We start from the raw sequence: 18,638 nt of genomic DNA on the forward strand, positions 1-18,638 counted from the left end.
CGGTCGCCCGAGCGTCAAGGCCGAACAGAGCAACCGCAATTTTTCGCTGTGAGATCGAGCAAAAATGTCACGAAGCCCGCGCGTCGCCCGCACCGTTTCCGCCCTCCGCCGCGAGCTCGACAGCTTGCGCGCGAGAAAAGCCAGCATCGCGCTCGTGCCGACCATGGGCGCGCTGCATGAAGGCCACATCTCGCTGGTCAGGCTGGCGAAGCGCCGCGCCGACAAGGTGGTCGTCTCGATCTTCGTCAACCCGACTCAGTTCGCGCCGACGGAGGATTTCGGTTCCTACCCCCGGACCTGGAAGGAGGATGTTGCGAAACTTGCGGCCGAGCGCGTCGATCTGATCTGGCATCCCGACGCGAAGGCGATGTATCCGGACGGCTTCGCGACGCGGGTCGTGCCGGAAGGCGCGGCATTGGCCGGGCTGGAGGATCGCTTCCGTCCGCATTTCTTCGGCGGGGTCGCGACCGTGGTCGCCAAGCTGTTCACGCAATGCCGGCCGGACGTCGCGATCTTCGGCGAGAAGGACTATCAGCAGCTCCGCGTCGTCGCCCAGATGGCGCGCGACCTCGATCTCGGCGTCCGCGTCGTCGGATCCCGTACGGTGCGCGAACGCGACGGGCTCGCGATGTCGTCGCGCAATGTCTACCTCACTGCAGACGAGCGGCGGGCGGCGCCGACGCTGCACCGTGTCCTGAAGGAGCTGGCGGCCCGGCTGCGCGCCGGCGACGACATGCAGCCGGCGCTTGGGGACGGCGCCGCCGCGATCACCCAAGCCGGCTTCGCCTTGGACTATCTCGAGGTCCGCCACGCCGAGACGCTGGCCCCCATCGCCCCGAACGAGTCAGGACCGATACGCATCCTGGTCGCGGCCAAGATCGGAACCACGCGACTGATCGACAATATCGCCGGCTGAGCCGCCGGGAAATCAGCGGCTCGCCAAGACCGCGAGTGCTCCTTCGCCCGCAAGGGCAGAGGCAGCGGCAACTGACGCCGGGTAGAGCGTACGCTCTGCCCTTGCGATCGAGTCTGAACTTCCGCCCCGGCGTGAGATGCTCACGTGCAACACCGGCAACTCGTCGAGCGGCTACAGCAGGCCGAGATCGCGCAGCTCGCGGCGCAGCGGCTCGGGCATGGCTTCGACCCCCGCCGCACTGGACTTGCCGAGATCGGCCGGCGCATCCTCGGTCGTCAGATAGCGCCACCCCTGGAACGGACGCATCGGCCGCGGCGACACCGCGATCACCTTCGGCTGCATGATGATGCGGCACCGCCCGATGCCGTCGCCGTCGCGGAACGGCTCGATGCCGACGATCTTCTCGCGCGCGGCGACCTCACCGCGGATCACCCAGTACAGCGAGCCGCCGGCGAGGATGTCCTCGACTCGTTTCGGCGTCATCCGCGTGACATGGACGTGCTGCTGCGGCAGGCCCTTCTTCTTGGCCGCGAGCATGCGCTCGGCGATCCACTCCTTCAGCTCTTTCACGGACTCGCAGCCGACGGCGAGCTTGATCAGGTGCAGAGGCATGATGGCGGTTCGACCAGCGGGATCTATTCGTTGTTGGCGGCCGGCTCGGCAGCGTCAGGCGCCGCCTGAGGCGCCGCGGCAGCCGGCGGCTTCGGCTTCGGTGCGGCCTTCTTGGCCGCCGGCGGCGCCTGGGCGTGGCTGGCAGCCACGGTCGGCGGCGCTGCCGGCGACGGCGCAAGCTGCGTCGGCGGCTTCGGCGCAGCGGCTGCCGGTGCGACCGAACGCGTCGAGGCCGTCGGCTCGGGATTCATGATGCTGACCGGCGGGGTATTGGCCGAGCTGGGAAATTCCGCGGTCGTCGGCTTGCCGCTCGGCGCCGACGGCGCCTGCCCTGGAGGCGCCAGTCCCGCAAAGGTTCCAGCGACGGGCTGGCCCGGCGCCGCATTCCACTGCGAGGCGTAGCGCGTCACCAGCCCCTCATAGGTCCGCCCTTCCATGTTGTTCATCAGTTGCTGGCGATCGCCCACGGCACGGAACATCACGCAATCGCTCGGCGTGCAGCGGTCGCGCGTCAGCAGCACATAGGCCATCAGGCCATAACGATCGCGCTCCACGGCGCGGCGCAGCGCCAGCAGCTCGGCGGTCATCACCTTGTTGGCGCTGGCGACGTCGCCCGCCTGGGACAGCCGGCTCAGCATGCCCGCCGCATAACTGACGGCCGCGGCCGTCATCTCGGCCGATCCGAACAGGCTCTTCTCGCAATTCGCGAGCACCAGGTCGCCGGCGAGATCATCCACGCAGGCCAGAGCGGGCGGCGAGAAGCTGACGGTGGCGGTCGCCGCAGGATCGCCATTGGCGCCGCGCGGGCTCGCATCCTGGCTCCGCATCATCGACGCCACCGCAATCCCGACCGCCAGCAGCGTGATCACCGTCAGCGCGCCGTTGGCGACCGATTTCTCGGCCCTGAGCAGGGTAATCAGGACGATCAGTGCAAAGAAACCCGCCGCGGCAACGGTGAGCCACATCGGGAACGCCGGTGAGTTCAAGAGCTGATCCAACGAGGAAGGCCAGGTCGAGTTCATGCGCGCTTGTTCCTGACGTGGGCCAGCGAGAGCGGGCCCGATGGCGTCCCTACATGGGACGGCCGTGAAACGATCATCAAATTCAAATGATCACCCGATCGATTGCGGCCCCACCACGACAATAGGACGATTCCATGCGCCTGCGGGCGCCGGATGGTGTGGAGCTACCCGCTATCCCCAAAGGGATCGCGCAGCAATCGTCAGCGTCTCGCGCCACGGCTCCCGAACGCGTGGCAACTCCCCCTCTCGCTTCGGCTACGTCTCCGGCGGCCGCCTCCGCCGACGCGGCACGTCATCCTCAAGACAAGGCCAATTGGCTCTCTCTGGCAACCCGCTCAAAGGCTTCCGTCGAGCTTTTGATCCGATACTGGCAGTCGTCGTCTTCCGTCGGAAGCTGGCGGATGATCTCGTAGGTGCCGGTGGCGGCCGGACGCGAGACGTTGCTCGCGGTAAAATAGACGGTCGATCCAATGGGGAACTTGTGTTTCAACGCCCTCTCCTGCTCGCGTGCCGGCAAGAGCCCCTTGTCCCGCTGCCCGGGCCGGCGTGTCTTTATAAATATCGCGCTTATATCACGCCGCCGCCCGCCCTGACCAGCGACCTCACGACATGGCAAACACGGAGATTGCGAGAGTCTTCAACGGGATGACGCCGTAGGCGGTATTTCTGGACGAGCGCGTCGGGGCTCGCTCGTCCACCGCAGACCATATCGTGAACAGGCGGCGCCGTTCAGACTTTCTCGACCCGGTCGATGATCCAGCTCTCCGCAAGTCCGTCCTTCACCCACGCCGCGAACTCCGGCATCGCCATCATCGTGTCCATGTAGGCACGGGTCTCGGCGGCGACCGGAATGGCGAAGCTGTGGAAGCGCGTGACCACCGGCGCGAACATGGCGTCGGCCGCGCCGAAGCGGCCGAACAGGAACGGCCCGCCATTGCCATAGCGGGCACGGCAGTCGCGCCAGATGTCCTCGATCCGGGCGATGTTGGCCTTGGCATCGGCAGACAGCTCCACCAGCCGCACCGGCCGGTGCAGGTTCATCGGGCATTCGTTGCGCAAGGCCGGGAAGCCGGAGTGCATCTCCGCGCAGACCGATCGCGCATGAGCGCGGGCAGCGGCATCGGCGGGCCACAGCCCCGCTTGCGGGAAACGCTCTGCGAGATATTCAATGATCGCGAGCGAATCCCACACGCTGATCGCGCCATCGATCAGGATCGGCACCTTGCCGGCCGGGGAATGCTTAAGGATGCGCGCCTTGTCGGCGGGATCGTCGGTGTAGAGCGGGATCACGATCTCCTCGAAGGCGATATCGCAGCCGCGCAGCGCCAGCCACGGCCGCATCGACCATGAGGAATAGTTCTTGTTGCCGATCACCAGCTTCAGCGTCATGTCCAGCCGTCTCCGTGTTCAGGCGTGCATGGGCCGCGCCGTGTCGGCCATGGCAGCCTTGCCTTCCGGGACGCATACAGGATCGGCGGTGGCCGCGTCGACAGCGACTTGCTCCGATTTGCGTCCCCCGCGCGCGACACGATCAGCGCGTGAAGTCCTGCGGCGTGAACGACATCTCGATCACCTTCCACTCGTCATAGCGATCCCGCGGCAGCATCGAATAAGGCTGGCAGGCGTTCAATGCCTCGACGGCGCTTTCCTTCAGCTGCGCAGCCTTCAGCGGTGCGATCACCTCCCTCACCTCCGGCTCCGTCGCCAGCCGCCCATCGGGCGTCATTGCGAAGCGCAGCCTGACCATGACCCGGTCGGACGGTGACATCGAAGCCGAAAGACGGGCGCAGCTCCTGACCCGCTGACGCAGCGCCGTCTCCAGATTGGCCGCGAGGTTGGTCGTCGCGGCCGGCCCGGCGTCCTTGGCATCGTCCGGGCCGATTGCCGGCGGCAGCGGCGAAAGCGGCTCCGGCAGGCCCAGCATGACGCCGTATTTCACCGTGATGTCGGGCTCGGGCGGTACATAGCTCGGCGCCGGAGCCGGCACAGGCGGCGGCAAAGGCTTGGCGGCCGACTTCGCCTCCGCCTTGGCGGCCGTCTTCACGGCCTTGGACGGCGGCATCGGCGAAGGCTGCGGCAGCGCCGGTGAGGGAGACGGCGGCTTCGGCATCTCCTTCGCCTCCTGCACCGGTGGCTGCGCCGGCTCAGGCGCCGGAGGCGGCGCGGCGGCCGCCGGCGACGGGCTCGGCGCCGGCTGCGGCAGCGTCAGCTCGGGCGATGGCGTCGGCACCGGCTCCGGCGTCTTCTGCGGGTCGTCGGCATCGACGATGTCGACGGCAACCTCGTCAGTCCTGGCAATCTCGTAGGGACGCACCGTGGTCGAGACCACGACCCCACCGGCGATCAGGAGATGTGCGAGCACCGATGCGGCGATGCCCCAACGGATGAACTGCCAACGTTCCATGCTGCTTCACTTGCGCCCGCGCCTGACCGAACGCCGGACCAATTGCCTGGGCTGCGCGCGGTCTCGCCGATCATTGGCAGGGATTGCAGCGCCAGCCGCCGGCCGCGCCGGCCATGTCGGTGTCTAGCATAGCGGCGCGGGCGCCGCCCTCAATCCCATTTCGGCGCAAAGGCGAAGTTGGTCATCCGTCCTTCGGGACTGCCCATCGCGAAGATGTCGGCCATGTCCTGCTCGGACAGCTCGAAATCGAACACGTCGAGGTTCTCGGACAGCCGCTCGATCTTGGAGGTGCGCGGGATCGCCACGACGTTCTGCTGCACCAGCCAGCGCAGGCAGATCTGCGCCGGGCTCTTGCCATGGGCGCGGCCGATCCGCGTCAAGGTCGGATCGTTCTTGATCTTGCCCTTGGCGATCGGGCTGTAGGCGACAAGCGCGATGCCATGGCGCGCGCAGGCATCGCGGACCTTGGTCTGATCGAGATAGGGATGATACTCGACCTGATTGCACACCAGCGGCTCGGGCGATGCCGCCACCGCCTCGTCGAGCAAGGCAACCGTGAAATTGGAGACGCCGACGTGGCGTGCGAGCCCGAGCGTCTTGGCATGCGCCAGCGCGCCGAGCGTCTCGACCAGCGGCACGTGCGGGTTGGGCCAGTGCAGCAACAACAGGTCGACCTCGGAGACGCGCAGCCGGACCAGGCTCTCCTTGGCCGAGCGTTCGAGATCGTGCGGCGCGAAATGCGTGGTCCACACCTTGGTTGTCAGGAACACCTCGTTGCGCCGGACGCGGGAGGCGCGCAGGCCCTCGCCGACGTCGTGCTCGTTCTCATAGACCTGGGCGGTGTCGATGTGCCGGTAGCCGAGGGTGAGCGCCTGCTCGACGATGCGGCTGCAGGCGCGCCCGCGCAGCTCCCAGGTTCCGAGACCCAAAGCGGGAATTCCGGCACCATTGGCCTCGATCATCAGCATGGCCGTGCACTCCAGAGCGCGTGCAACATTATGTAGGCACACGCTGGGCGTTGCCAACGCACGACCCGTGTTTGGCTTAAGTCTTGGCTAAGGCGGCAAACACCGTCTCGGGCGCGTGCGCGATGACGGTGAGCAGCGCGCGCGCCGGGCCACGCGGCATGCGCTTGCCCTGCTCCCAGTTGCGGATGGTCTCGACGGGCACGCCGAGCTTGGCGGCGAATTCCTGCTGGGTCAGCTGCACCCGCCGCCTGAGGTCGCGCACTTCGAGCGGAGCCACGGGCGCCAGCGGAATCTCCTCGCCGTCACGCAGCTCCACGATCCGTCCATCTGCCTTCAGCCGCAAGCGTTGCATCGTCCGACTCCGTCTCGAGCGACAGTCTCGCCGAACCGCGTTAAGGCCGGATTAACGATATAAGTCGTTCAGGAATTGCGCTTATTTCAAGCCGAACCATAGCGTGGCGATGCCGAGAAACGAGAAGAAACCGACGACGTCGGTCACCGTCGTGACGAAGGTTCCCGAGGCGACGGCCGGGTCGGCGCGGACGCGTTCGAGCACCATCGGAATCAGGATGCCGCCGAGCGCACCCGCGACGAGATTCGAGATCATCGCAAGCCCGATCACGATGCCGAGCCCGGGCATCTTGAACCACGCCACGGCGGCGATGCCGGTGACGAGCGCGAAGGCCAGACCATTGACGAGCCCGACCAGCCCCTCGCGGATCACGACCCGCATCGCATTGTTCGGCCCGAGCTCGCGCGTCGCCAGCGCGCGCACCGCGACCGTCATGGTCTGGGTCGCGGCATTGCCGCCCTGGCTGGCGACGATCGGCGCGAGCACGGCGAGCGCCACCATCTGCTGCAACTGGCCCTCGAACAGGCCGAGCACCGATGACGCCAGGAACGCGGTGGCGAGATTGATCAGCAGCCAGTTGAAGCGGCCCTTGGCGATGGTCCAGACGCTGTCGGACAATTCCTCGTCGCCCGACACGCCGCCGAGCGCCTTGAAATCCTCGTCGGCCTCCTCCTCGATGACGTCGACCACGTCGTCGATGGTGATGACGCCGGCCAGCCGGTTATCGGCATCGACCACGGGGGCCGCGACCAGATTGTACTTGCCGAACAGCCGCGCCACCTCGGCGAGATCGTCGGTGACGGTGACGCGACGGCGGTCCTCGTCGATCAGATCGGCCAGCGGAACCGGACGGCGGGCGCGCAGCAGCGCATCGAGCGACACCGCGCCCTGCCAATGCCGTGCGTCGTCGACCGCATAGATCTCGTAGAACCGCTCGGGCAGATCCGGCGTCTCACGCATGTAGTCGATGGCCTCGCCGACCGTCCAGCCCAGTGGAACCGCGATGAACTCGCTCTGCATGCGGCGGCCGGCCGAGCCCTCGGGATAGTCGAGGCTGCGCGCCAGCGCGTCGCGCTCCGACGGCGGCAGGCGTTCGAGGATCTCCTCCTTGTCCTCCTCGTCGAGGCTTTCCAACAGCTCGACGGCGTCGTCGGATTCGAGCTCGCGCACGCCCTCGGCGACGGTCGCAGGCTCGAGCTCCTCGAGGATCTCCTCGCGGACCGCGTCGTCGACCTCGTTCAGCGCCGAGAAGTCGAAATCGGTGCCGGTCAGCTCGACCAGCCGGACACGGTCGTCCGGCGCGAGCGCCGCGATCAGGTCGCCGAGATCGGCCTCGTGCAGCTCGGCGACCTCGGCGCGCAGAAACGCCTCGTCCTCGGCGGCGATCGCCGCCGTGATGGCCGCGATGAATTCGGCGCGAATCTCGCCGGATTCGGTGCGCATCGGCGCGCGATCGCGTAGAGTAGCATCAGCATGGGCAACGTCCGATGTCTCGTTCATGACGTGCCTCACGCGCTTGATTTCAGAGCAAATGGTCTGATTTGTGCTTTCACGCATTACATAATCGGCAACAGCGAGCGCAACGGGAAAAGATGCGGCTTTGGCGACCGATGACGGGATGGGTAAACGCGGCCTGCGTCGTGGCGGCGCTGCTTGCGGCTGACGTCGCCGCAGCCGCGCCCGCCGCATGCCCGCGCGAAGGTACGCTCGGCACGTCGCGCATTCTCACCGTCGATCCCGCGACACATCCGCGCGTCGGCCTGAAGAGCTTCCCGGACACGCTGCCGCTGCACGACGGCGAGGTGGTGCTGACCTTCGACGACGGCCCGTCGCCGCCGATGACCGACAAGGTGCTCGCCGCACTCGCCAGGGAATGTGTGCGCGCGACCTTCTTCCTGGTCGGCGAGCCTGCGTCGCGCCGCGCCGCGCTGGTGCGGAAGATCGCGGCCGAAGGCCACACCATAGGCCATCACACCTTCACGCATGCGAATCTCGCGCACATCACGCCGGGACAGGCCGTCGATGAGATCGATCGCGGCATCGGCGCCGACGAGAAGGCGCTCAACGGCGCGGAGACGACCACGCCGTCGACGCCATTCTTCCGCTTTCCCTATTTCGAATCGACACCGGCGACGCTCGACCTGCTGCAGTCGCGCGGCATCGTCGTGTTCGGCGCCGATCTCTGGGCCAGCGACTGGAACCCGATGTCACCGCAGCAGACGCTGAAGCTGCTGACCACCCGGCTGAGCCAGGCGCGCAAGGGCATCATCCTGCTGCACGATCCGCAGCCGCGCACGGTCGCCATGCTGCCCGCGTTCCTGCGCTACCTGAAGAACCACGGCTATCGCGTGGTCCATGTGGTTCCGAAGCAGCCGGCGGATGTGCATCACGAGCAGCATAGCGAGCGCCCTTCACCCGCGCCGACGCCGCCGAACGAAGGTGGTTAATCCGTCGTTCAGGACCCCTGTCTACGCTCGACTGCCGTGATCACGGCGATTTCTACCGCTTGCAATCCGGCAACAGCCGCGTGCAAACCGGAACCCGGAACGATGTCATCTCGCGACAGCCGAACATCCCTGCTATGTCTTGGCGGTCGCTTGCCCGTCTCGGGCGGCTGCGACACATCATCGAGCGTCGAAGACCCTGGCCGAAGGGGCCGGGACGGTGAAGGGAATGTGAGCAGCGTGATGCGTGATCGTCGGTGGGCTTGCGTCGGACGGCCAACATGGCTCGCAGTGCTGTTGGGCACCGTCGCCTGCGTCGCCTCCAGTGTCGGATCGTCAGCCGCATCGGCGGCCGATTGTCCCGGACACCCGAACGCGCTCGGCACGTCGCGCGTCCTGGTGGTCGATCCGCGCGAGCATCCGCGCCTGGGCGCGATGCAGTACAAGGAGACGCTGCCGCTCAAGGATCACGAGGTCGTCATCACCTTCGACGACGGGCCGCTGCCGAAATACAGCAATCGGGTGCTGCAGATTCTCGCCGACCAATGCGTCAAGGCGACGTTCTTCACCATCGGCCGCCAGGCCAAGGCCGATCCCGAGGGCGTGAGGAAGCTCGCGGCCGCCGGCCACACCATCGGCACCCACAGCCAGAACCATCCGCTGAGCTTCAACAAGATGACGCTCGAACAGGTCCAGCCGGAGGTCGATCAGGGCGTCGCCTGGACGAAGGCCGCGCTCACCGATCCCTCCGCGCTGTCGCCGTTCTTCCGCGTGCCCGGCCTGCTGCGCGGCGACGCCGTGGAGAGCTACGCCGCCTCGCTCGGCCTGCAGGTCTGGAGCGCCGATTTCCTGGCCGACGACTGGCGAAGCATTTCCGGCGCCAAGGTCTACGAGCTCGCGATGAAGCGGCTGGAGGCGCGCGGCAAGGGCATCCTGCTGCTGCACGACATCCAGGCCCGCACCGTCACGGCGCTGCCGAAGATCCTCGCCGAACTCAAGGCCAAGAACTACAAGATCGTGCACGTCGTGGCGGCAACGCCGGACCGGCCGGCGACGCCGACCGAGCCCGAGGATTGGCTGGTGCATCGTCCGTCGGACGAGACCCCGGTGGCGCATTGGCCCAGGATCGCGCCCGTCGATCTCGCCGGCGCCGAAACACGCGCCCGCGCCAGGCTGGACGATTTCGGCATTCTCGACGTGCCCGCGGCCGTCACGCACGGCGCCCAGAAGCCGGCATGGCCGCGTCCGCCGCTCGCGCCGCGCCTTGCAGCGCCGGCCTTGGCAGCGCCGGCGCCCAATCTGTTCGCATGGCCGCCTGTCGCGCCGCTGTCGGCGCAGCGGCATCAGCTCGCCCGGCTCGAGAGCCCGGCCCCGAAGGCGGCGACTGCCAAGCCGGCGCCGCGTCCGCTGCGCCTCGCGAGCCTCAGGCGGCGCTGAACATTCGCAGATGTTGCACGCGGGGATGCGGCACGATTCGCTCGCCCTCGCCTTCGGCTGCTCGAACTCGATATCGCGGCGATCGGCCTGATGCACACCGATCGCGGTGCGACCGATCAATTCGAGACCAGCTTGCTGACGCAGAGGATGACGGCGGCGGCCAGGAAGAACAGGTCGATGTAGGATTTCTTCTCGCCGTCCTTGCGCAGCGATCCGACGTCGGACACCACCTGCCTGCTGACCACCTGCCCCACCGGCCCGTCGCCGAGCATGCCGGCCAGCCGGCGGACGTCCGACTCCATCTTCTCGATCCGTCCGAAGAAATGGAAGGTGCGCACCACCGTGACGGCGCGCATGCCGGCATAGATCAGCACCACGAGCGCCAGGACGGCGCGGTTCTGGTACTTCTCGATGTAGTTCAGGCTGAGATAGACGGCCGCGAGAAAAACGAAATTCGAGATGAAGCGGTACACGAGGCCCGTGAAGTTCATCTGCTCCCCCACATGATGTTCGGATCACTGGCCGACGACAGAACTCACGAAACGCGTTTCGCCCCCGCGTCCTGGTTCAACCGGCGTCACCCTAGGAGAGCGGGCTTGCGAATTCGTGAAGTGGAAATTTTGCAGCGCCAGAACAGGCCCGCTTGGTAAACAAGGGACTGCCCGGAGAGCGCCGCTGCAGCCTGCAATTGCAGGGCTGCAGCAGCTCTCGCAGCTACGCCCCGAATCGCGCCGGCGCGCAGGCGGCGACGTCGACGCTCGGCGCCTCGCCGCTCATCAGCTCGGCGAGGATGCGACCCGTCGCAGGCCCCAGCGTGAAGCCCTGGTGGCCATGGCCGAAATGCAGCCACAGGCCCTTGTGACGCGCCGCCTGGCCGACGACCGGCAGCATGTCGGGCATGCACGGCCGGGTGCCGATCCACGGCTCGGGCTCGACCGGCCTGCCGAGATCGATGAGCTGGCGCGCGGCAGCCTCGGCCTTGCCGAGCTGAACCGGGGTCGATTTCGCATTCGGCGATGACAGCTCGGCGCCGGTCGTGATGCGCACGCCGAGCGCCATCGGGTTCATCAGATAGCCGCGCGCCGCATCGCGCAACGGCAGATCGAGCGGGGCGCCGCCGCTGTAGTGACGGTGATAGCCGCGCTTGCGCACCATCGGGATGTCGTAGCCGAACTGCTTCAGGAACTCCGGCGACCACGGTCCGAGCGCGACCACCACGGCCTCGGCCTCGATGCGTCCCTCCGCCGTGGTGACGGCCCAGCCGCTGCCCGCCTGTGCGAGCGTGGTCGCGTCGCCGCGCAGCAGCTTGCCGCCGCGCCGCGTGAACAGCTCGGCATAGGAGCCGACGAGGCTGCCCGGGTCGGACACGGTCCACGGCTCCTGCCAGTGCAGGCCGCCGATGCCGCTGTCGATCAGCCCGGGCTCGGCCTGCTTGAGCTGCTGGGCGCTGAGCAGCTTGAACTTGACGCCGAACGCCTTGCCGACCGCCTCGGCCTCCCTCGCCTCCTTGTCGAACTGCGCCTGCGTCCGGTGCAGCACGCGAAAGCCGTCGCGGCGCACGAGATTGCCGGCCCCGGCCGCGAGAATCAGCGGCTCGTGCTCGGGCGCGGCGCGTGCGATCAGTTGCGCATAGGTCCGCGTCAGCACCTCGTGCCGGGCGGGGAACGAATTCCACCAGTATTGCAGCAGCGGGCGCACGTGATAGGGCAACGCCGCGAGGCTGTAGTGCACGTCGTTGGTGCGCGCGAGCGCAATGTCGAGCACGCCGGCGAGATCATAGGGCATCGCGTAGGGCCTGACGGCCTCGCTCTGGATGATGCCGGCATTGCCGTAGCTGGTCTCGCGGCCTGGCTCCCTGCGGTCGACCAGCGCCACTGACCAGCCGCGGCTCTGCAGGTGCAGCGCCGTGCCGACGCCGACCATGCCGCCACCGAGAACGATCGCGCTTTGCATCGTCATCACTCCTGCCTCAGGTCCGCGCCGCCGCGACGACGGTGACCTCGATCTTCACATCCGCCATCATCTGCGCCTGCACCGTGGTGCGCACCGGCAGCGGGTCCTTGAAGTGCCTGCGATAGGCCTCGTTGTAGGCGGCGAAATCCGCCTTGTCAGCGAGGTGCACCATGCAGGACACGACGTCGTCGAGCGTCAGGCCTTCGCCGGCAAGCGTCTCCGAGATGTGCTTGAAGACGAGATCGGTCTGCGCCGCGATGCCTTCGGGAATGCTGCCGTCATCCGCAACCGGGATTTCGCCGGACAGGAACACCAGGCCGCCGGCGCGGCGCACCAGCGAAAACGGCCATGAGGGGGCGTCGGACATCGTTAGTCGCTCCAGGATGTATTGATCATGATGGCCGGCCTCAATCCCACGCCATGAAGCCCGGCGTCTGCGCCAGCGGCGGCAGCGACGCGAGCCTGGCGAGGTCCGGCCGGGGACGGCGCAGCTCGGCGTCATCGGCAAAGGCGGCTTCCAGCGCCGCGGCGACGCCGAGCACCAGCGCATCGCCGCCGCGGGGACCTACGATCTGCAGGCCGAACGGCAGGCCGTTGTCGTCGAGACCGAGCGGCAGGCTCAGCGCGGGATGGCCGGCCAGGGTCACCGCATAGGCGAGCGCCAGCCAGTGGAAGTAGGACCGCGTCGGCACGCCGTCGATCTCGGCCGGATACAGCTCGACCCACGGCCGCGGGCTCAAGGTGATGGTCGGACTGATCAGCACGTCGTGACTTGCGAAGAAGCCCTGATAGGCGCGGTAGATGCGGGTCTGGTTGGCGCTCGCGCGCGAAAAATCGTCGAGGCTGTAGCCGAGCCCCTCCTCGACATTGGCGCGCACGTTCGGCCCCAGCATGTCGGGCCGCTCGCGAAAATTCTTGCCGTGCTGGGTGAGGAACAGCGAGGCGCGCAGCACCGCGAAGGTCTCGTCGGCGCCGCTGCAATCGGGTGCGCTCTCGTGCGCGTCAGCAAACAGCGGCGCGATGCGCGACACGCGCGCGCGGAAGGCGCGGCGGATCAGCGCTTCCGTCGGCGCAAAGCCGAAATCCTCGGTGAAGGCGAGCCTGAGCGTCTTGAGTTCGACCACCGGCGGCACCGCCCAGCGCGATGGCGCGCCGCGCACGGCTTCGCCCGGCAAGGTGTAGGCGAGCGGATCGCGCGCATCGTCGCTCGCCATCACCGACAGCATCAGCGCGGTATCGGCGACATCGCGCGCCATCGGCCCATCGGTCGACAGGCACGACCAGCCATGGGCGCGCTTCTCGCTGGCGACGAGGCCGTAGGACGGCCGCATGCCGACGATACCGGAGAAGCCGGCCGGATTGCGAAGGGAGCCGCCGGTGTCCGAGCCGGAGGCCAGCGGGGCCATGCCGCAAGCGAGCGCGACCGCCGAGCCGCCGGAGGAGCCGGCGGCCGAGCGCATCGGATCGAACGGGTTGCCGGTGGCGCCGAACACGGGATTGCGGGTGTTGCCGCCCGCCGCCCATTCCGGCGTGTTGGTCTTGCCGAAGATGATCGCGCCGGCAGCGCGCAGCCGGCCCACCGAGGCCTGGTCGACGGCCGGGACATTGTCGGCCAGGATCGGGCTGCCATAGGTGGAGCGCATCCCGGCGGTGTCCTGGGTGTCCTTGATCAGCACCGGCAGACCGTGCAGCGCCCCCCGGTCCTCGCCCCTCACGATCTCGGCCTCGGCGGCCTTGGCCGCCGCGCGGGCAGCCGGCTCGTCCAGGGTCACCACCGCGTTGACGGCCGGATTCACCGCCGCGATCCGGTTCAGACACGATTCGAGCAGCGCAACCGGCGAGATCGCCTTTGTTTTCAGGAGGTTGACCAGCTCGACGGCGGTCTTATCGCAAATCGATTCCACGGGGCTTCTCTTTTCCGTTTCGGAAAACTATTTAGCATATAGGAAATCGAATGCACGACCCGAAAACGCATTGTTCCACCGCTGTCCACGCATGACCTTCGGACATCGGGGCACCCAATTGAATATGTTGTTCTTTGGGGCGAGATTGTCGGCCTGCCCCGGCCATCGGCGCGCCTGATCCGCTAACGGATTTTCCGGAGATCGCTTTGACAGACACTGCCATCAGCGTTTCAGCCGAAGCTCCCCACTCCCAGCTCGGCCAGTGCCTGAAGGCGGCCCGGCAGGCGCGCGGGCTGACCCTGAAGCAGGTCGCCGAAAAGACCGGCATGGCGCTGTCGACCCTGTCCAAGGTCGAAAACGGCCTGATGTCCCTGACCTATGACAAGCTGCTGCAGCTCACCTCGGGCCTGCAGATGGACATCGCCGAGCTGTTCAGCCCGACGACGCCGCGCCCCGAGCCGGGCCGGCCGGTGACGGCACGGCGCAGCATCAGCCGCGCCGGCCAGGGCCAAGTGGTGAACACGAGGTTCTACACCTACACCTATCAATGCACCGACCTGATCGGAAAGCGCATGGTGCCGATGATCGCCGAGGTGCGCGCCCGCACGCTGGAGGAGTTCGGCCCCCTGCTCCGCCATAGCGGCGAGGAATACTTCCTGGTGACCCGCGGCACCATCGCCGTGCACACCGAGTTCTACGCGCCCGAGATCCTGCACGAAGGCGACGGCATGTATCTCGACAGCACCATGGGCCACGCCTACCTCAACGCCGGCGAGACGGACTCCGCGCAGGGCGTGTGTCTGTGCACGAGTGAGCAGGCGGATCTGTTCGAGCAGCTGCACCGGATCGCGAAGAAGGATGCGGTGGAGTGAGGTGCGTGTCGGCGGCACGTCGAAGCAGAGGCGAGACGCGCTATGTTGAACAAAGAAGGTTTTTGTCCAACAGAACCCGGATCATCATGGCCAAGGCACCTGCCGGCAAATCCCCCTCCCGCCGGGGCAAGCAAACCGCTCACGGCATGTCGCGTCGGCCTCGTGATGAGGCGACGATTGGACGCGTCGTCCCGAGCGAGACGCGCGTCCAGGCAGTCATGCGGGCAGCCGAACGGTCCGGACTCCTCAAGGACAAGGCGGGACGGATTGGCGGACGCGTGAGCTCCGCGTTGGTCCGGCAGGCCAAACGGCAAACGGGAATCGAAACGGATACCGACCTTATCGAGTTTGCTCTCGCGACCATCGCGCTCGAGGATAATTTCGCGCAAGTCTTCAAGGAATCGCGCGGGACGGTCGATCCGAAACTGAAGCTCGGCTATTGAAGTGGCGGCATTCGACTACGAGAGCGCGCGGCGCTGGGCGCGTTTCGATCCACGGGGGACGCTGGCACGGCGGAGCGATGACGAGCTGCCATTTGTCGGACCCGGCCTGATTGCCGGACAAGGACTTTTGCTCGACACTTGTGTCTATATCGACCAGATGCAGAGCTCGCCTCCCATTCTGGACGAAGTCATCGCGCGTCGTCAGGTCAACCACTCGATCATTGCGGTGCAGGAGTTGATGCACACGGTTGGCGCCTTGAACCCAGCCGACTCGCGCACTGCGTCCGTCATCGCGGTGGTTGGACGACAGATCAAGGCGACGCCCTCGCATCGCATCTTCACCCCAGACGTCGAAATTCTAGGACGCGCAGCACTCCTGTCAGGCATCTTTTGCCGAACCCAGGGTTATGACAAAGATGGCAAGTTCCGCGCTCTCCGCGATTGCGCGCTGTTCCTTCAGGCGCAGAAGCTCGGCTTGGTGGTCCTGACGGCAAATGTCACCGACTACGACATATTGGTTCAGCTCATACCGAAGGGGCGAGCGCTCTTCTATCGAGGAGCCGAACCTGATCAGGCTTGAAAGCCGACAGCTGTGAACTGGGCCAGTCTCGGTCGCGCCGCTTGAGGCTTTATGTCCGCACAAGTGTCTTGGCCTCTTCGTGTCGAGCGGCGTTATCTTCGACAACCTATGGACGCGCACCGGTCGACAAAGAACGAGTTCATCGCCAAAGCGCATCATTTCAGCCCGGCACCATACTTTCGGCCGTTTCGACAAGCTCTGCCTCCCGCTCGTCGTCCCCATAACTGTCATCAGGATCAGGCGGGGCCAAGTCTTCCCGAACGGCAGGCTTGCCCATAGCTCCCTCTATGAGCTTCAACAAGCGGCGTCTGCGATCATCAAAAAAATCAGCAAAACGATCCTCCTTCAGGTGCGAAACATCGATTTCGTGCGACTGCAGGATCGCGCTCAGTCTTTCGGCTGCGATGGGAGGGATTCGTTCACCTCCATTCTCCAGCCTTGCCAAATACGTTGACGGAGCAACACCTCCGATAATCCTATTTGTACGAGCCGCCAAAGGCGTCTTGTTGATGATGCTGTTGTACACCTCCGGCTTCACATTCTTGGACTTACACCAAGCCTCGGGAAAGACATGATGGATATCTACGCTCTCGTCAAAGAACACTGCCTGATTAAACGGCTGTCCCGAACGAAAGTCTTCGGCACCAGTCCGCATAAGCAAGGCATGCACGCCTTTATACGCCGCCGAAAGGCGAGTACGTAGCGTTCGGAGCCGCTCCTCGCGGAAGTCCGCACGCATAACCGTCTGCGGGAGGGGACCCCCGCTCAACCATCGGCCGAAATCTCGAATGTCGAGAGCAAATCTGGACTCAACAGCCGAACCGTAAAGTTCACCGAAGACGCCACACCAATACCATTGCGCCAGACGCTGCCTAATAGAATCATTCTCCCACTGGTCACCAAGCTCCCCTAGGATTGCAGCCAGGGGAACAAGCTGGGTCTGATACGGCAGATCGCGTGCGCGAAATATCTTAAGCCCGTAAAGAAATCTTGCGGCGGTCAAGTATCCCTTCTCTACTCGATCGGCATAGAGCTGATACGCAGTTAAGGGCAACTGCAACAGGCTGTTGCGATTTGCACTGATCGCTGGCGGCTCCCTGCCATCAGATTCCGCATCTTCGCGAACTCCTTTTGTATACAGCAACGAGATCGCCTGCAAAAATTCAACCGGCTGGACGTCCGCGAGCACTGCCTGTTTTATTAGCCTCTCCCGCCGGCTTTTCCAATCATCACGCAGATGGAAGCTCTGCCCTGCATACATCGCAGTGACGAGTTCGAACGCGTCGAGAGCCTTACCACCGGTGTTTACTTTCTCGAACACGAGACAAACAGCTGCTCTCGTCGTATCCCTGCCAAGTGTGATTACCGGAAGTTGGTATTCGGTGAAGTTGTTGATCACGCGCATCGAGAATTCGTTGATCAGCCTCATATGATCTTGACGGGCCTGCATATCTTTCAGCGCCCAGGTGAGCGCGTTCTGTATCCAGATTTGCGCATCGAAGATCCGGTCGATCGGGAAGTGGAGTTCTCTGAACTCATTCTCTGCCGTCGAAAGATCGAGCTGGATATCGCGACCAAAATTCTCGCGCAGAACTCGATCTTCTGGAACCGCAAGTATTGCGTCCCGGCGCGCCCCGTTTGAACTGAGCGCATCACGAATGTTGAAGTAGAAATGCAACTTCGCCGGCCGCTTTCTAGATGTTTGAGTGATCACGGGGTGACGCGACGATGTGCACTGATAGAGTGACGTCATACGCTGCTGGCCATCGAGCAGGTACGCTTCGAGCTGACGCTGGGGTGGAGGGGCGCCTTCCACCGGCCGCACCGCAAAAGCCACCTCTCCGGAAGCATCAAGTGTCATCAAAGCTCCGACCGGAAAGCCTTCGGAGATCGATGCCAGCAGGTCGATGATCCGATCTTGATCCCAAACCCAGCCGCGCTGAAAGTCGGGAAGCTGAAGCTTTCCTTCATGACAGTCGCGCATCAAGTCCTTAAGAGACACTGGATGTGTCTTGAAAGATGTCGCCACTTAATTCTCCCAGAACATCAATGAACTAAATAGTAGAGGCATCAACGCAATCTCACTCATCGATGGAGCATCTTAATCAACACTCTCAGCACGTGTCTCGGCCTTTTTTCGTTTCCGCCAATCGCTGAACGACCGCTGCGTCGAGCTTTGACTTCGCTTCGCGGAAGACGGCTGAAACCGCGCCGAGCCTATCGGGCGACACAGGCCACATCAATGCTTGATCGCTTTCATGCTGCCGCTAAGCCGAATAAAAACATGCCCAAGAAACCAATTTCGCTCGCCGCCTCAACCACATCACCTCTGTCCAGTTCTCGCGATAAGAAATTTCTCTTTCTTTTTTTCGGAAATCATGATTGAGTGCCCCATCCCGCCTCGGCACGAGGGGCGTATCGCGATCGTCACGACACGCGGGGTGGGATGCGGTGGGCGTAGCGAGTCGCAGCATGCTCGACATGCGGACGAACGATTCCGATGCGCCGGCGAAATCGTAGGGTCCTGGCCTCCCGGTGCTGAGGCCAAGCTCGTGACAACGCGTTCGCGTTGCGCGGGTGACGGGGGCAAGACAGCCGGTCCCCGGGGAGAGGACGTATAAGCCGCCCAACCATCGCGCGGGGAATGCCGGGATGTCTCGGCTGAACCTGTGGTTCCTGCCGCCTGCATTCTTGTTCGCAGGCGGCCCATGGGTGCGGCCAGCGCCCGGCA

The 18,638-nt window shown here is 65.3% G+C and carries 19 protein-coding genes; 6 read left to right on the plus strand and 13 right to left on the minus strand.

Going from position 1 to position 18,638, the window contains the following annotated elements:
* The first annotated feature begins 64 nt into the window (after window positions 1-64).
* Window positions 65-916 carry a pantoate--beta-alanine ligase gene (panC, locus tag QW868_RS25565; protein WP_315797981.1) on the plus strand — a complete coding sequence of 284 codons (852 nt, stop codon included), beginning with the start codon at window positions 65-67 and terminating at the stop codon, window positions 914-916.
* A 171-nt stretch (window positions 917-1,087) separates the two neighbouring features.
* Here panC and QW868_RS25570 read toward each other — a convergent pair whose 3' ends face one another.
* The 8 genes from QW868_RS25570 to mgtE all read right to left on the minus strand — a co-directional run bounded on the left by QW868_RS25570 (window position 1,088) and on the right by mgtE (window position 7,774).
* On the minus strand, window positions 1,088-1,528 hold the full coding sequence (locus QW868_RS25570) for a DUF1489 domain-containing protein (protein WP_315740338.1): 441 nt from the start codon (window positions 1,526-1,528) through the stop codon (window positions 1,088-1,090).
* Between the two features lie 23 nt (window positions 1,529-1,551).
* A complete protein-coding gene (locus QW868_RS25575; RefSeq protein WP_315775253.1) occupies window positions 1,552-2,550 on the minus strand; it encodes a hypothetical protein in 999 nt (332 codons plus the stop codon).
* A 298-nt stretch (window positions 2,551-2,848) separates the two neighbouring features.
* Window positions 2,849-3,040: a hypothetical protein gene (locus tag QW868_RS25580; protein ID WP_315740340.1), complete on the minus strand. Its 192-nt coding sequence runs from the start codon at window positions 3,038-3,040 to the stop codon at window positions 2,849-2,851.
* A gap of 239 nt (window positions 3,041-3,279) precedes the next feature.
* Window positions 3,280-3,939, minus strand: coding sequence for a glutathione S-transferase family protein (locus QW868_RS25585; RefSeq protein WP_315797979.1), 660 nt, complete (start codon window positions 3,937-3,939; stop codon window positions 3,280-3,282).
* A 142-nt stretch (window positions 3,940-4,081) separates the two neighbouring features.
* Window positions 4,082-4,954 carry a hypothetical protein gene (locus QW868_RS25590; RefSeq protein WP_316231814.1) on the minus strand — a complete coding sequence of 291 codons (873 nt, stop codon included), beginning with the start codon at window positions 4,952-4,954 and terminating at the stop codon, window positions 4,082-4,084.
* 149 nt (window positions 4,955-5,103) lie between these two features.
* Window positions 5,104-5,922 (minus strand): aldo/keto reductase, encoded by an 819-nt coding sequence (locus QW868_RS25595; protein ID WP_316231815.1) that lies wholly within the window; start codon window positions 5,920-5,922, stop codon window positions 5,104-5,106.
* Window positions 5,923-5,998: 76 nt separating this feature from the next.
* Window positions 5,999-6,274 carry a helix-turn-helix domain-containing protein gene (locus QW868_RS25600; protein ID WP_316231816.1) on the minus strand — a complete coding sequence of 92 codons (276 nt, stop codon included), beginning with the start codon at window positions 6,272-6,274 and terminating at the stop codon, window positions 5,999-6,001.
* 81 nt (window positions 6,275-6,355) lie between these two features.
* Window positions 6,356-7,774: a magnesium transporter gene (mgtE, locus tag QW868_RS25605; RefSeq protein WP_315740345.1), complete on the minus strand. Its 1,419-nt coding sequence runs from the start codon at window positions 7,772-7,774 to the stop codon at window positions 6,356-6,358.
* Window positions 7,775-7,884: 110 nt separating this feature from the next.
* Between mgtE and QW868_RS25610 the strand changes: the two genes are divergently transcribed.
* Both QW868_RS25610 and QW868_RS25615 read left to right on the plus strand, forming a co-directional pair.
* Entirely contained in the window at window positions 7,885-8,721 is an 837-nt protein-coding gene (locus tag QW868_RS25610) for a polysaccharide deacetylase family protein (RefSeq protein WP_316231817.1), read from the plus strand.
* Window positions 8,722-8,961: 240 nt separating this feature from the next.
* Complete coding sequence (locus QW868_RS25615) at window positions 8,962-10,155, plus strand: polysaccharide deacetylase family protein (protein ID WP_315775259.1); 1,194 nt, start codon at window positions 8,962-8,964, stop codon at window positions 10,153-10,155.
* A gap of 116 nt (window positions 10,156-10,271) precedes the next feature.
* On the opposite strand, the gene QW868_RS25620 is transcribed toward QW868_RS25615, so the two are convergent.
* From QW868_RS25620 to QW868_RS25635, 4 genes are all read right to left on the minus strand, one after another.
* Window positions 10,272-10,646, minus strand: coding sequence for a hypothetical protein (locus QW868_RS25620; RefSeq protein ID WP_315740348.1), 375 nt, complete (start codon window positions 10,644-10,646; stop codon window positions 10,272-10,274).
* 223 nt (window positions 10,647-10,869) lie between these two features.
* Complete coding sequence (locus QW868_RS25625; RefSeq protein ID WP_316231818.1) at window positions 10,870-12,108, minus strand: FAD-binding oxidoreductase; 1,239 nt, start codon at window positions 12,106-12,108, stop codon at window positions 10,870-10,872.
* Window positions 12,109-12,124: 16 nt separating this feature from the next.
* Window positions 12,125-12,475, minus strand: a complete 351-nt coding sequence (locus QW868_RS25630) for a RidA family protein (RefSeq protein ID WP_315740350.1) — start codon at window positions 12,473-12,475, stop codon at window positions 12,125-12,127.
* Between the two features lie 40 nt (window positions 12,476-12,515).
* Window positions 12,516-14,012 (minus strand): amidase, encoded by a 1,497-nt coding sequence (locus QW868_RS25635; RefSeq protein WP_316231819.1) that lies wholly within the window; start codon window positions 14,010-14,012, stop codon window positions 12,516-12,518.
* 206 nt (window positions 14,013-14,218) lie between these two features.
* Here QW868_RS25635 and QW868_RS25640 point away from each other — a divergent pair, with 206 nt between their 5' ends.
* The 3 genes from QW868_RS25640 to QW868_RS25650 all read left to right on the plus strand — a co-directional run bounded on the left by QW868_RS25640 (window position 14,219) and on the right by QW868_RS25650 (window position 15,907).
* The gene (locus QW868_RS25640; RefSeq protein WP_315773104.1) at window positions 14,219-14,884 is read left to right on the plus strand and encodes an XRE family transcriptional regulator; all 666 of its coding nucleotides are present in this window, start codon (window positions 14,219-14,221) and stop codon (window positions 14,882-14,884) included.
* A gap of 86 nt (window positions 14,885-14,970) precedes the next feature.
* Window positions 14,971-15,327 carry a hypothetical protein gene (locus tag QW868_RS25645; protein ID WP_315740353.1) on the plus strand — a complete coding sequence of 119 codons (357 nt, stop codon included), beginning with the start codon at window positions 14,971-14,973 and terminating at the stop codon, window positions 15,325-15,327.
* Window position 15,328: 1 nt separating this feature from the next.
* Window positions 15,329-15,907, plus strand: a complete 579-nt coding sequence (locus QW868_RS25650) for a DNA-binding protein (protein ID WP_316231820.1) — start codon at window positions 15,329-15,331, stop codon at window positions 15,905-15,907.
* A 160-nt stretch (window positions 15,908-16,067) separates the two neighbouring features.
* Here the strand turns inward: QW868_RS25650 and QW868_RS25655 are convergent, their stop codons facing one another.
* A complete protein-coding gene (locus QW868_RS25655; RefSeq protein ID WP_316231821.1) occupies window positions 16,068-17,936 on the minus strand; it encodes a DUF262 domain-containing protein in 1,869 nt (622 codons plus the stop codon).
* Window positions 17,937-18,638: the final 702 nt, after the last annotated feature.

Source organism: Bradyrhizobium sp. SZCCHNR1051, assembly GCF_032489615.1.
GTDB lineage: Bacteria > Pseudomonadota > Alphaproteobacteria > Rhizobiales > Xanthobacteraceae > Bradyrhizobium.